At 66.5% G+C, this 13703-nt stretch carries 8 protein-coding genes; 2 read left to right on the forward strand and 6 right to left on the reverse strand.

Going from position 1 to position 13703, the window contains the following annotated elements:
* Window positions 1-241 precede the first annotated feature (241 nt).
* Entirely contained in the window at window positions 242-976 is a 735-nt protein-coding gene (locus tag AC1DYD_RS14305) for a response regulator (RefSeq protein WP_478173408.1), read from the forward strand.
* Window positions 977-1006: 30 nt separating this feature from the next.
* On the opposite strand, the gene AC1DYD_RS14310 is transcribed toward AC1DYD_RS14305, so the two are convergent.
* Window positions 1007-1372 carry a helix-turn-helix transcriptional regulator gene (locus tag AC1DYD_RS14310; protein WP_478173484.1) on the reverse strand — a complete coding sequence of 122 codons (366 nt, stop codon included), beginning with the start codon at window positions 1370-1372 and terminating at the stop codon, window positions 1007-1009.
* A 298-nt stretch (window positions 1373-1670) separates the two neighbouring features.
* Here AC1DYD_RS14310 and AC1DYD_RS14315 point away from each other — a divergent pair, with 298 nt between their 5' ends.
* Complete coding sequence (locus AC1DYD_RS14315) at window positions 1671-3236, forward strand: LuxR C-terminal-related transcriptional regulator (protein WP_478173409.1); 1566 nt, start codon at window positions 1671-1673, stop codon at window positions 3234-3236.
* A 136-nt stretch (window positions 3237-3372) separates the two neighbouring features.
* Here AC1DYD_RS14315 and AC1DYD_RS14320 read toward each other — a convergent pair whose 3' ends face one another.
* The 5 genes from AC1DYD_RS14320 to AC1DYD_RS14340 form a co-directional block, all read right to left on the reverse strand.
* Complete coding sequence (locus tag AC1DYD_RS14320; protein WP_478173410.1) at window positions 3373-9714, reverse strand: AAA family ATPase; 6342 nt, start codon at window positions 9712-9714, stop codon at window positions 3373-3375.
* A gap of 152 nt (window positions 9715-9866) precedes the next feature.
* Window positions 9867-10586, reverse strand: coding sequence for a response regulator transcription factor (locus AC1DYD_RS14325; RefSeq protein ID WP_478173411.1), 720 nt, complete (start codon window positions 10584-10586; stop codon window positions 9867-9869).
* A 99-nt stretch (window positions 10587-10685) separates the two neighbouring features.
* Window positions 10686-11471 (reverse strand): enoyl-CoA hydratase-related protein, encoded by a 786-nt coding sequence (locus AC1DYD_RS14330; RefSeq protein ID WP_478173412.1) that lies wholly within the window; start codon window positions 11469-11471, stop codon window positions 10686-10688.
* A 16-nt stretch (window positions 11472-11487) separates the two neighbouring features.
* Window positions 11488-12771: an NAD(P)/FAD-dependent oxidoreductase gene (locus AC1DYD_RS14335; RefSeq protein WP_478173413.1), complete on the reverse strand. Its 1284-nt coding sequence runs from the start codon at window positions 12769-12771 to the stop codon at window positions 11488-11490.
* A complete protein-coding gene (locus AC1DYD_RS14340) occupies window positions 12768-13700 on the reverse strand; it encodes a 3-hydroxyacyl-CoA dehydrogenase NAD-binding domain-containing protein (protein WP_478173414.1) in 933 nt (310 codons plus the stop codon). Before AC1DYD_RS14340 ends, AC1DYD_RS14335 begins: the two co-directional genes overlap by 4 nt.
* Window positions 13701-13703 lie beyond the last annotated feature (3 nt).

A 13703-nucleotide genomic window follows, 5' to 3' on the forward strand; every position in this document is an offset into this window, starting at 1 on the left:
ATGCTCGGGAATCAGCGGCACCGCGAATATCCCCCGCCTGGGGCACGAGCCTCGCCGTTTCGCGGGGAGAAATGTTGCTCATTCGGAAGTTTTGTGATCGTTGAGTTCCTGTTGAATGTCGTTCGCAAGTATTCCCTCGGCATTTCAATGCCCACGCCAGCAATGCAGATGAAACACGTCTCTTCGATCTGGTGATAACCTTCAGCGCCGAACCCGAGGCCGCAACGAAGCGCTTCCCATCATGTCTGCGATCCAGCCCCACATCCTTGTCGTCGACGACGACCCGCTCATGCGGGAACTGATCGGCGACTACCTCCTCGAGAGCGGCCTGCGGGTGTCGAGCGCCGAAGACGGCGCGGACATGAATCGCATCCTGAGCGAACAGGTCATCGACCTCGTGTTGCTGGACTTGCGGCTGGAGGCCGAGGACGGCATGCAGCTCGCACGCCAGCTGCGTGAGCGGACGGACATGCCCCTCATCATCGTGACCGGCCGGCGCGAGGAGGCAGACCGTGTCATGGGACTCGAGATCGCCGCCGATGACTATGTCACCAAGCCGTTCAGCAACCGTGAGCTGCTGGCGCGCGTGCGCGCGGTTTTGCGGCGCTACCGCGGCAAGCAGGCCGCGGCCGCATCCTCGCGCGACACCAAGCCACGCGCCTATCGTTTTTCGGGCTGGGAGCTGAACGCCTGGGCGCGTCATGTCATGGATCCGCAAGGCGGGAAAGTCGTGCTGAGCAACAGCGAATTCAACCTGTTGCTGGCCTTCTGCGAAGCGCCGCAGCGCGTGCTTTCCCGCGACCAGCTGCTCGACCTGTCGCGCCTGCATGGCGACGAGATCTACGACCGCTCCATCGACGTGCAGGTCTTCAGGCTGCGCCGCAAGATTGGCGGGGATGACGAGTCGCAGAAGCTCATTCGGACCGAGCGCGGTGCCGGCTACGTCTTCGCGACGCCGGTCGAAGTCCTGAACTGAGCCACCGGCCGCACGCCTCCCGGCGCCGGCTCAATGGGTGGCGTGCAGGCCGCGCCGGTCGGCTTCGAAGCGCGCGCGATACTGGCCGGGCGACATTTCGAACCAGCGCTTGCAGGCGCGGTGAAGATTGCTCTGGTCGGAGAACCCGAGCAGATAGGCCGTTTGCGCCAAGGACAACTTCGGCTGCCGCAAGTACTGCTGCGCGAGGTCCTTGCGGGTGCCATCCAGCAGTTGCTGGAACGAGATGCCCTCTTCATGGAAGCGCCGCTGCAGCGTGCGCTCGCTCATGCAAAGGTGCCCGGCGACGTCCTCTCGCCGCGGCTCGCCATCGGGCAGCGTGCGGATGATGACGTCGCGTGCGCGCAGACTGATGCGGTCGCTGCCCAGGCTCGCCAGAGCATACCCCTACCCGGTGCCCCGCCTCAAGAGAGTACCTACGGAGATAGTCATGGACACCACCAGCTATTCAATGGACACCTTGCCGATACGGATCAAAGAGGAACTGGGCGTCTCGCCCCGGGACGGAGATATGGCAAGTTGTGTTACGAGCGAAATTTTCGATATTTCGTCTGCAACGTCCGCGGCTGCCCGGCAAGCCCGAGGTAGCGATCCATCTCTAACGTACGGGCCATATCGTGCATGGCCTGACTTGACCCGTGTCAGCGGCCTGGCACCCACGAACCGGAGCCAGCGCATGCTTCTTGAACGTCAACGTGAATCCTCCGCATTCCCCGTGCTGACCTGCTTTCCGGCGGCCTGGCGATCTCACGATCAGGAGGCCACACTGCAAGCACTTTCCCGAGCGGAGCGCCACAAGAAGCTCGTGCTGCAAGCATGGTCGGAATTGGCCACGATGAAGTTCGCCGAAGCCCTGGCGACCATCGACACCATCGAGGCGCAGTGCAAGCCCTTGTCCATGGCGTCAACCGACCTGCAATGCGCACTGCTGCATGCCACATCGGTGGCGCTGAATGACGACGCCGAAACGGCTGCCCACTTGGTGGAGAGCGCCCTGAGGACGTACGAAGGCAGTGTCGCCCATCCCGCGACATCGCTCATTGTCCGACTCGGTCACTGGAAAGCGCGCCGCCTCGACGCATGCTGCGAGCTGTCGGGCTCTGTCAGCCACGCCCCCGCCCATCGCCGCGAGGCCCTCTGGCGCATCGTGCACCTGTCGATGGAAGCCGCGGTCGAAGCAGAGCAGCTCCGACTGGTGTATGCCGGGCGCCTCGCGAACGAGGCGCTGGAGATGTCCACGCGGTTCTACGGGTCCAACTTCTCCGGCAGCCGGCTGGCCGCAACAGTCAGCGCCAAGGTGCTCTACGAGCAAGATGCTGTCGACGCAGCCGACCGCCTGCTTCGCGACCGATTGGCGCCGAGCGGATCGGAGGGCGGCATCGAAGGCGCTTTGAGTGCGTACATCGTCGGCGCCAGGATCGCCGCGGCACGGGGCCAGCTTCCTTTCGCCATGCTGCAGCTCCACGAAGCCGAACTGCTTGGCGAAGACCGGCGCTGGCCGCGGCTGATCGCCGCCAGCCTTGCCGAACGTGTCCGGCTGCTCGTCGAGCACGCTCGCATGAGCGAAGCCGAGGCCTGCCTGAAGCGGCTCGCGCAGATGCCGGCGAAATCGGCCGCAGCGACCAACGACTACCTGTTGGCGCGCTATGTGGCTGTCTCGCGCGCTCGCCTGGACCTGGCGCAAGGGGCCGGCGCGCAAGCGGTGTCCTCGTTGCGACGCATCGTCTCGGAGGCCTTGCGGCGGCGCGAATGCCATCTCGCCATCGAGCTGACGATGTTGCTGGCGTGCGTCTTGCTCGAGGTCGGCGAGGAGGACGAAGCCGCGGCCGAAGCGACGCATGCCATCGAACTGGGTGCGACCGCGGGCTTGTATCGCACCTTCGTCGACGGCGGCGAGACGAACCGCCATTTGCTGCGCTGGCTCTACGAACGCCGTGTCGATGACGCCGGTGTGCTGGGTGAGCTTCGGCCCTACGTCCGCAATCTGCTCGTGGGCCTTTCCGAGCGACCTGAGCAGCCTGCGGGCGCTCGGACCAAACATCGCTCCGGCGAGTCACTCTCTCCGCGCGAGCGCCACATCGTGACGCTCATGAGCCACGGTCTGTCGAACAAGCGCATCGCCAAGCAACTGGGCATCGCGCCGGAGACGGTCAAGTCGCATGCAAAGCACATCCTGTTGAAGCTCGCCGCCCAGACGCGGGTCGAAGCCGTGTCGCGGGCCTTGGGTTTGGGGATGATCTGAGAGCTCCCATGCGCCTCGACGCCTTCGGGAAAGAAGCCTGAAATCCGCGTCGGCGGCAATTGCCTGCGCGCGACGACGGTTGCGCGCTGCCTCGGCCCGAAGCCCGCATCATGACACCTCGCACATCCTGCTGAAGTCACGCGGCGTCGAGCAGTCGCGCCAGGCTGGTCGCGAGCGCGTTGGCCCGCAGGGGTTTGGTCAGCACCTCGTCGGCCAAGGCGCCGTGCGAAGTCGCGGCGGCGGCGGCGCCCACGTTGCCACTGACCAGAATGACAGGCAACAACGGGCGCAGTTGCCGAACTTCGCGAATGAGCGTATCGCCGGACATGCCCGGCATGCACTGGTCGGTGATCAGCGCGTCGTAATCGTCGGGGTTCGAGCGGAACGCCTCCAGGGCTGCTCGCGCCGATCCATGCCCCATCGGCTCGTAGCCCAGCACGTGCAGCGCGTGTGTCATGATCTCCAGCAGCGGCTCCTCGTCGTCGACCACCATCACGCGCTGGCCGCTCCCTCGCGGCGGTGCCTCGCCGGCGTCCGCCGGTTCCTCGGGCGCGTCCCCGGCACGCGGCAAATAGACGGTGAACACGCTGCCCACCCCCGGCTTGCTGTGCACATCGATGGCCCCTTCGGCCTGTGTCACGATGCGCAGCACCAGGGACAGCCCCAGGCCCGTTCCGACGCCCAATTCCTTGGTCGTGAAAAATGGATCGAAGATGCGCGCCAGCATTTCGGGCGTCATCCCACTCCCCTGGTCCGCAACGCGCAGCACGATCCAAGTGCCAGGCCCCACGGTGCCCACCCTGGCTTGGCGCGATTGCAGAACTTCGGCCACCTCCAGCGACACGGTCAACTTGCCCGCTTGCGTCATCGCATGCGCCGCGTTCGTCGCCAGATTCATCAGCAACTGGTGAATCTGCACTGCATCGCCGAGGATCGCCGCGCGACCGGATTGCAGGCGGGTGCGCAGTCTCACGTGCCCTGGCAGCTTGCCCTGCAGGAGATTCAGCGCCTCGCGCACCACACGCTCCACGTTCACCGGCACCTGCTCACCCGGCGTGCCGCGGCTGAACGAAAGGATGCGGTCGACCAGCGCGCGGCCGCGCTCCCCAGCCATCACGACGTTGCTCAGATCGCGATGCATCCGACTGCCTTCCCGCGCTGCGTGCAACGCCCGCTCGCCGAAACCCAGGATCGCGCCCAGGATGTTGTTGAAGTCGTGCGCAATACCGCCGGCGAGCGTGCCCATCGCTTCGAAGCGCTCGGCCTGCCGCAGGCGGCTTTCCAGCCGCGCCATCTCCTTCTGCTGGCGCTTGTGCTCGGTGATGTCGTCCAGGGAGCCGACAAAGCGATAGGGCGTGCCGTCGGCATCGCGAAGCACGGTGCCGCGATGGCGGAAACAACGGATCCGGCCGCTGGCCAGGATGATTCGCACCTCTCCGTCGTACCTGGGCGTCCGGCCTGCGAAGTGCGCCTCCAGCGCCGCTTGCATGCGTTCATAGTCGCCGGGGTGGTACCGGAGGAGGCTCTCCCACTCCTCACGGGTCCGCCACGGGTCCCCGACGGGAAGGTCGAGCAGTTCCTGCGTGCGCGCAGCCGCGTAGATGCGATCGGTGCGGAGGTCCCAGTCAAAAACGCCTTCGTTCGACCCCGCCAGGGCCAGCGCGTAGCGCTCCTCGGACCGCCTCAGCTCCTCCTCGGCCCTCTTGCGCTCGGTCACGTCGGTGGTGGCCGTGCTCGAGCGCAGCAGCTTGCCCGTCGCGTCTCTCACATACAGCGTCGTGCAATGCATCCAGCGGACCTCCCCGCGCCGGATCACGCGAGCGTCGAACTCCAGCCGCTTCGTGTCGCTGTCGCGGTGCTGGTCCAGCAACGCCACCGCGCGCTGGCGATCGTCCGGGTGGAACGGAAACAGCTCCAGCATCCGTTCCCGCGGGACAGTGGCCAGTTCCGGAGGAAGCCCCCATTGCTCGAGCAGGCGGGGCGACGAATAGAAGAGGCCGTCGTCGGCGAGGTATTCACCGTGGCCGTCCGCCGCGGCATCGATCGCCAGGGCGTAGCGCTCCTCGGAGCGGCGCAATGCAGCCTCGGACTGCCTGCGCTCGGCGTTCTCGTGTTCGAGCTTCGCGTACAACTCGGCGTTCTGAAGAGAGATGGCGGCCTGCGATGAAAGCAGGTCGAGCACCGTGCGGCGGGCCGGCGTGAAGACGTGGGAAGCCAGGTTGTTCTCGAAGTAGAGCACCCCGATGAGATCGCCCTCCCTCCTCAAGGGCAGACACAGCACCGAGCGCGGCGCCATCTGCCGGACGTATTCGTCGTGCGAGAAGGCGTTCGGCACGCTGGCATCGTCCAGAATGACGCATTGGCCTTGCCGCGTCACCTGCGTGAGGATGGTCTCGGGAAGGTCCATCGGCGTCACGGCTCGGCCCACCCGCCGCACCGTGACGCCGCCGCCGGAGGACATGGCCAGTGCTTCCAGGCGTCGCTCATCCCCCCTTTGCAGGATCAGCAGGCCTCGTTGCGCGGCGGCGTGCTCGACGGCGATCACCATCAACCGCTCGATCAGCCTGCCGGTCACGATCTCGCTCGACAGCGTCTGCGATACCTTGACGATGGCCGCGAGGTCCAATTGCTCGACCGAAGCCTCGATGGTCGTGGGTCTGGGATGGATCACGGGCCGATCGATACCGGGGAACTGCTTGTCCAGCAGGGCGACCTTGACGCCAGCGCCCCAGCGCAGGTAGCCTTCGCGCGCCTCGCGCAGGTGGGCCCGGCCGGCAGTCTCCAACCCGAGCGAGAGGCAGAAGCGCGCGGCCCGTTCGCTGGCCAATGCGGCGTCCGGCGTGAATCCGTTGTCGAGCGCGGACTTGATGGATTCTTCGTAGAGGCGCAGCGCTTCGAGGTCGCGCCCCTCGATGCGAGCGCATTCGGCCGCGACCAGCGCATGCTTGTGGAAGAAGGTCGGGGCGTGGCTGTCCGCCAGGTGCGCCAGCACGGCGAGGTTCGCTTGGATCGCCCCGCGGAAGTCCGCTTGCCGCGCCGCGTCCGTCTTGATGTAGACCTCCGCCATCGCGAGCGACTGGAAGACGCGGAATTCGACGGACTGAACCTGGGATTGGGCCGCCCACAGGATGGGAGCGGCCTTGGCAGCGAACTCCAGCGACCCGGCCGCGTCGCCCAGCATGAACAGCCGCTGCATTCGCAGGATCCAATGGAAGCAGACGATTTGCGGAACGCGGCACTTCGTGACCCTGGCGTCCAGCTCGACGTCGTCGAGCCCCGCAACCTCGTCCGGTCGTCCTCGCAGTGCGCGGACGAAGGCCATCATGCTCCGGATGTGCTCAGCGCAATGCCTGACGTTGTTCGTCTCGGCGAACGAGAGGCCGGCGACGGCCTCGTTCCAGACCTCGTCCAGCGGATCGCCGCGGAAGATGAGGTCCGTGAGACGGTGCTCCAAGCTGATGCCGGCGAAGAGCAGGGCGCCGGCCTCCTTGGCGTACGCGAGCGCCATGTCCGCGCAGGCCAACGCCTCCGAAACCGGCCGCGTCCAGAGCAGGGCCATCTCCATCGCCAGGTAGGCACCCGGTCGGTACGCAAGGTAGCCACCCTTTTCCGCGATGTCGACCGCTGCACGCGCAAAACGAACGCCATCCGCATGACGTTGGAACACCGGTCCGAGGAAGGTGGCTATGCCGCCGCACCCGTGGATGGAGGACTCGGAGATGCCGTGGCGCAGCGTCAGCTTCACCAATCGGCAGACCAACGTGCCGAAGAGATGCTTGTCGCTGACGAATGACGCCCTGCCGAGCTGCACCATGATCGTCATGGCGGCGTGCATCTCGGGGTTCTCCATGAACGGCAGGTCGGCGAGGCGCTCGATCGCGCGATGGCCCATGGCTTCGCACAGGCTGTCGTACTCGGCTCGCATCTGGTCGGCATCGCAGCGGTCGGCAAACTCATGTCCCAGCAGCCGCAATCCCTCGAGCGCCGTGCGAACCGCAAGGTCATGATCGCCGCGCATCATCTGCAGCGTCATCCGAAGCACGACCGCTTGCGCGCGATCGACTTTCGAACGCCCACGAGCGAGCAACTCGTCGACGAGCGCATCAGCGTCGTCGAGATTGGCGCGACTGATCTCGCACTCCGCACGCTCGCGGCGCAGTGCGAACGAAAGCGCGTGGTGATGATCCCCTTCGTCCTCGCCCAGCGCCTCCAGGCCGCTGGCGAAATATCCACACGCCGCGGCGTACGCCGTCGACGCCTTGGCCTTGCGTCCCGCTTGCAGGTTGAGCTCGGACACCATGACCCTGTCGCACCGGTCGCAGAGGGCAGCCAGCCCCGCGTTCATCTGGTTGGCGATGTCGAAGACGCGTTCCGCAACCTGCTCCGCCGTCAAGCCCTCGGCCAGCGTCTTGCCGATCTGAAGGTGCATCGCACTGCGCGCGCTGGCAGGGATGAGCGCATAGGAGGCCTCCCGCACGCGGTCATGGAGGAAGCGGTATCTCGCGTCGTCGGCCAGGACGACGCCGGCATCCACGGCGGCGACGAACCGGCGGTGCATCACGCGCTCCGGTGGCGCCAGCAGCGCCAAGGTCTGGAAATCCGCCCGGCTTCCGAGGCATGACAGCATCTTCAGTACTTGCTGCGTCGGTGACGGCAGGCGCTCGAGGCGTTGGACCACCAGGTCGACCAGGTTGTCGGTGAAGCCTTTCGCACCGATCCTGCTCTCATCCCACGTCCAGTCGCTGGCGACAGCGTCGAATCTCAGCAAGCCTTCTTCCTCGAGGCTGGCGAGGAACTGTCCGGCGAAGAACGGATTTCCGCCCGTCTTCCCATGCACCAGTTCCGCCAGGCTGCGCGCTCGGGAGGGATCGACTCGCAGGGCATCTGCAACGAGCGCAGTGAAGTCACCGATGCCCAGAGGACCGAGAACCAGCTGCCCGACGTTTGCGCCACCGCTGCGGATCGATGCGATGGCCGACATGAGCGGATCGTTCGCCGCGACCTCGTTGTCGCGGTAGGCACCGATGAGATGAAGATGGCGGGTGTCGGGATGGACGACGAGGTATTCGACGAGCGCGAGCGTCGCCGGGTCCAGCCATTGCAGGTCGTCCAGGAAGACCACCAACGGACGCCCGGCCCGCGCGAAGGCAGAGACGAAGCGCTGGAACACGGACCGGAAGCGGAGCGTGGCCTCCGCCCCACCGACCTCCGGCAGGGGTCGCTGCGAGCCGATCAGCGCCTTCAGCTCGGGGAGCAGCTCGAACAGCAAGCCTCCCTGCACGCCGACGGCCTCGCTGATCGACCGCTTCCAGCTGGCAAGTGACGCGGCATCGCCGGCCAGGATCTGCCGCAGGAGCGCTCGGAATGGATCCGCGACCGTCGAGTAAGGCGTGTCGCGCTGCCGGAAGTCGAACTTGCCGGAGACGAAGAGCCCGCGCGCCGGCTCGATCTCGTTGCGCAACGCGTTGACCACGGAGGACTTGCCGATGCCGGAGTACCCCGAGACCAGCGTCACTTCGGGCCTCCCGCGAGCGACGACCCGCTCGAAGGCGGCAAGCAGCGACAAGACTTCGGCCGGCCGCCCGTGGAGCTTCTCTGGCATCTTCAAGCGTCCGGAGACCTTGGGCGAGTCGGGTCGGATCCAGCTGATTCGGCCTTGCGATTCCAATTCTTCCAGGCACGACCGAAGGTCTGCTTCGAGCCGACCCGCGGTCTGGTATCGCCATTCGGGCGCCTTCGCGAGCAACTTCATCACGATCGCCGAAATCGCAGCCGGCACGGACGGCTGCCGCTCGGACAGCGGCTGGGGCTGATGAGCGACGTGGCGGTGTATCCATTCGAGGGGATCGGATGCCTGGAACGGCAGCTCGCCCGACAGCATCTGGTAGAACACGACGCCCAGGGCGTAGAGGTCGCTGCGCGTGTCCACCGACCGGTTCATTCGTCCGGTCTGCTCCGGAGCGATGTAAGCCAGTGTGCCCGCAATCACTTCGGGTGAACCGGTCACCTGTTCGCGCGGCTGGCGCGACGCAACCGCGAACCCTGTCAGCCAAGCCTTGCCGGACTCCGCTTCGATCAGGATATTGCCGGGCTTGAGGTCCCTGTGGATCAGCCCGGCGAGGTGCGCGCCTCCGAGTGCGGCAGCAATGCCGATCGCCGTCCGCAAGAAGTCAGCCGGCTCCCAGAGATGACGATTCCGGTGGCTCAGCAATTGGCCGCCCGGATCGGTCAGCAGGAGTGCCAGCCGCGGCCCCTCGGTCACCAGCGCGATCGGACGAGCCGACCACTGCTCATGCAGCAAGTCGCGCAGGGCGAACTCGCGCTCGAGTCGTCTTCGTCCCTCGTCGACCACGTTGGCCGTGACGGCGACGGTCAGCAGTGACGAGCCGTCGGCCCCTTTCGCACCTCGATACAGGGTCAAGCCGCCTTCCTCGCGGAGATTTTCGAGGCCCTGCGTCGAAAAGATCAGGGAAGACATGGGAAGCGTTACAAGCCGTTGCGACGGTCATTGTCCTCGGTCATGCTTTTCTCGTGGCACCGAACTGCGTCAATGGAGTGGCACCCATGTTACCGCTCGAGCTGCGGCAGGCGAATTGCAGGGAATATCTCGGGGGTCGTACCTGGACGGGTTCAGGCGCCCAGTGGAGCGGCGCTCGGGACTCGACGATATGTGCCTGCGGCCAGAAACCCGTTGGATGCCTCTGCTTCGCCACGCCCGGCTGCATGGCGCAGGATTCCCCGCCGCCCTGCCGCAGCGACGGCCTCCGTGCGACTGCGCACCTGCAGCTTTTCGAACGCCGATCGCAAGTGCGTCTTCACCGTTCCCACCGAGATGCCTAGCCGCGCAGCGATGTGCTTGTTGCACAACCCATCGGTCACCAGCGCGAGCACGTCTTCCTCACGCGCGGTCAAGGGTTCGACAGTGAGGCTCTCCGCCAGCTTGGCCGAGACAGGCTGACTCAGATGGCAACCACCCCGGGACACGCTACGCACGGCACTCACCAATTCTTCGCCGGTCGTGCCGAGAAGCAGATAAGCGGCCGCGCCCAGCGCCAAGGCTTGCCGGATTTGCCACTCCCGCTCCGAGGCAGTGACGATCACGACTCTCGGGCGTCGCACGCCCGTTCGCAGCTTGCCCAAGAGGTTCAAGACATGCATGCCGCTCTCGAGGTCCGCGATGACGACGTCGCAGCACAGAAGTGCGTCGTCCTCCGGGGAAATCGTTTGCACGGTGAAGTCATCGCAAGCCGCCAACGTGCTGGTCAGGCCGGCGCTCGTCAGAAAGTTGTCGTGGACGACGACGACATGGGTTCGTTGCGGGGACAACACGGGGTCGTTGGAGAGTTCCATGGGCACCACTATCCGTCTCCCGTCTTCGGGATTGAATCCCCCGGATGGGGCACGGACGATCGACCTCGGCCGATCTCGCCCCGCAAGTCCGATGCTCGCTCACCGTCCGCTGAACTGCGGCCGCCGCCGCTCCAGGAAGGCGGTCGTGCCCTCGCGCTTGTCGCTCGTGCTGGCACACAGCGCGAAGGACGCGCTCTCGAGGGCCAGGCCTTGCGCCTGCCCGGCCTCCAGCCCGTGGTTCACGGCGTCCATCGACAAGCGAACGGCCACCGGTGCGTTGGCGATGATCTTCAGCAGGATTTCCTCCGCGCGCGACATGAGCCGCGCCGGTTCGACCACCTCGTTCACGAGCCCGATGCGATGCGCCTCGCGCGCATCGATGTTCTCCGCCGTCAGGATGATCTGCATCGCCCTGCCCTTGCCCACGAGGCGCGGCAGTCGCTGCGTGCCGCCGAATCCCGGCATGACACCCAGCTTGACCTCGGGCTGCCCGAAGGAAGCGTTCTCCGCAGCAATGCGCAGCGTGCACGCCATGGCCAGCTCGCAGCCGCCGCCCAGCGCATAGCCGTTGACGGCCGCGATGACCGGCTTGCCCAGGGTTTCGACAAGATCGCAGACGGCCTGTCCGTGGCGCGTGAACGCTTGCGCCTGCAGCGGCGACGCCGAGGCGATCTCGGTGATGTCGGCGCCCGCGACGAAGGCCTTGTCGCCCGCGCCGGTCACGATGACGCCATGCACGGACGAATCGTTCGCCGCGTCCTGCAATGCACGCTGGATCTCCTCCAACGTGGCCTGGTTGAGCGCATTCAGCGCCTTGGGACGGTCGATCGTCAGCGTCGCGATCGCACTGCTCTTCTGATACTTCAGGTTCGCAAATTCAGACATGGGGTCTCCATTGCTCTCAAGCGTCGGACGGGGTTTCAGGGATTAGTCTTGAGCTGCGTTGGCCGCTCAGGTACGACCACAGCCACTGGATCTGCACACGCAGGCGGTTCTGCAGTTGCGGCAGGAAGGCGACATGGATCAGCGCCCACAGGAGCCAGGTCGCGATGCCGCTGGTGCGCCACCGACCGCGCTGCAGCACGGCGAAGTTCTTGCCAACGACGGCCATGTTTCCGCGATCGCTGTAGCGAAAGGGCGGCGTATCGATGGTCGCCCCGCGAATGCGGGCCGCGATGGCGCGGCCCGCATGCCGACCCTGCTGGATCGCGGCCTGCGCCACGCCGGGCACGGGCCGTCCGTCCTGCACCACGCTGGCGGCGTCGCCGACGACGAAGACTTTCGCGTCCCCCGGAAGATCCAGCCCCGGCTCGACGCTGGCCCGGCCCGCGCGGTCGGTCTTCGTGTCGAGCATGGCCACGAGACGCGAGGCCTGCACGCCGGCGGTCCACAGCACCGTCGCGCTTTCGATGCGTTCACCGCCCGCGAGCACGCCCTGGGCGTCGATCGCGTCCACGCGCACGCCGGTGCGGACCTCGACGCCGAGCGCCTCCAGCCTCTCGACCGTCCTGCGTGCCAGCGACTCGTCGAACGAAGCCAGCGTGCGCGGCCCCGCCTCGATCAGGACGATGCGCGTCTGGGCAGGGTCGATTCGGCGGAAGTTGCGCTGCAGCGTGCTGCGTGCCATCTGGGCCATCGATGCGGCAAGCTCGACGCCGGTCGGGCCGGCGCCGACCAGCACGAACGTCATCGCGCGACGGCGCTCGGCGATGTCCTCCGCCTGCTCGGCGCGCTCGTAGGCCGACAGGATGCGGGCACGGATGGCTTCGGCATCCGCCAGCGTCTTGAGGCTCGGCGCGTGGGCGGCGAAATCATCGTGCCCGAAGTAGCTCGGCCGCACGCCGGTGGCCACCACCAGGTAGTCAAAGGGGATCGTGCGCTGCGCCATGCCGGCGGGCGTGACCGCAACCGTACGCGCGCGGCGGTCCACCGCACCCACCTCGCCGAGCATGACCGACAGGTTGGCCTGTTCCTCGGCCAGTTGCCGCAGCGGCGCGGCGATGTCGGCCGGCGCCAGCACTGCGGTGGCAACCTGGTAGAGCAGCGGCTGGAAGATGTGATGGTTGCGGCGATCGATCAGGAGGACGTCCGCCTTGCAAGCGCGAAGCTCGCGCGCCGCGGCGACGCCGGCGAACCCGCCGCCCACGATGACGACGCGTGGCATCGCCACGGATGCTTGTGTCATGTGCGAGCACGGACCGCCAGGAGCCCGAGCAGGTCCTCGTCGCGTTGCGTGGCCAGGTCTTCCAGCGACCGCGTGCCGGCTTCCTCCAGCACGCCGGCCACGATCTTCTTGCGCAGCTCCGGCGTGATCTCGGGCGACCCCAGCACCTTCCACCAGGCAGTCATCGGCCCGGTGAACTGGTCGAAGAAGTGCTCGATGCCGCCTTCGCCGCCGCCCAGGTGGAACAGCAGGTTGGGACCCATCACGCCCCACCGCAGACCCGGCCCCCAGCATACCGCGGTGTCGGCGTCGCTCACGCTCACGACGCCGCTCGCGACCAGGTGAACGACCTCTCGCCACAGTGCGGCCTGCAGGCGGTTGGCCACGTGTCCGGGCACTTCCTTGTGCAACCGGATCGTGCGCTTGCCGAGCGCCGTGTAGAACTCGGCGACGCGGCGGATCGTGTCCTCCGACGTCTTGGCGCCACCCACGATCTCCACCAGCGGTATCAGGTGCGGCGGATTGAACGGATGCCCGATCACGCAGCGCTCGGGATATGCCGGACAAGCCGCCTGGATGTCGCTCATCGTGAGGCCGGAAGAGCTCGAAGCGATGATGACCTCGGGCGGCAGGAGCGCGTCCAATGTTGCGTAGAGGGAGCGCTTGAAGTCGATACGCTCGGGACCATTCTCCTGAACGAGGTCGGCCGTGGCCACCGCCTCCGCCAGGTCGGTGGTGAAGGACAGCCGACCCGCTGACAACGGCGACTGCGCACCCAGGCGCTGCAGCGCCGGCGCCGCGTTGCGAATGTACTCGCGCAGGCGATCTTCGGCGCCCGGGGCGACGTCGGTGGCGATCACCTTCAGACCGTGTGCGAGGAACAGCGCCGTCCAGCTGGCGCCGATCACGCCCGTTCCGATCACGGCGACATGTTGAATGGAACTCGTCATAGC

The sequence above is a fragment of the Variovorax sp. P4_B11 genome, assembly GCF_056402355.1.

Coding starts and splice junctions, on each gene's coding strand:
- AC1DYD_RS14305 (WP_478173408.1), top strand. CDS start 242: ATGTCTGCGATCCAGCCCCACATCCTTGTCGTCGACGACGACCCGCTC.
- AC1DYD_RS14315 (WP_478173409.1), top strand. CDS start 1,671: ATGCTTCTTGAACGTCAACGTGAATCCTCCGCATTCCCCGTGCTGACC.
- AC1DYD_RS14320 (WP_478173410.1), bottom strand. CDS start 9,714: ATGTCTTCCCTGATCTTTTCGACGCAGGGCCTCGAAAATCTCCGCGAG.
- AC1DYD_RS14325 (WP_478173411.1), bottom strand. CDS start 10,586: ATGGAACTCTCCAACGACCCCGTGTTGTCCCCGCAACGAACCCATGTC.
- AC1DYD_RS14330 (WP_478173412.1), bottom strand. CDS start 11,471: ATGTCTGAATTTGCGAACCTGAAGTATCAGAAGAGCAGTGCGATCGCG.
- AC1DYD_RS14335 (WP_478173413.1), bottom strand. CDS start 12,771: ATGACACAAGCATCCGTGGCGATGCCACGCGTCGTCATCGTGGGCGGC.
- AC1DYD_RS14340 (WP_478173414.1), bottom strand. CDS start 13,700: ATGACGAGTTCCATTCAACATGTCGCCGTGATCGGAACGGGCGTGATC.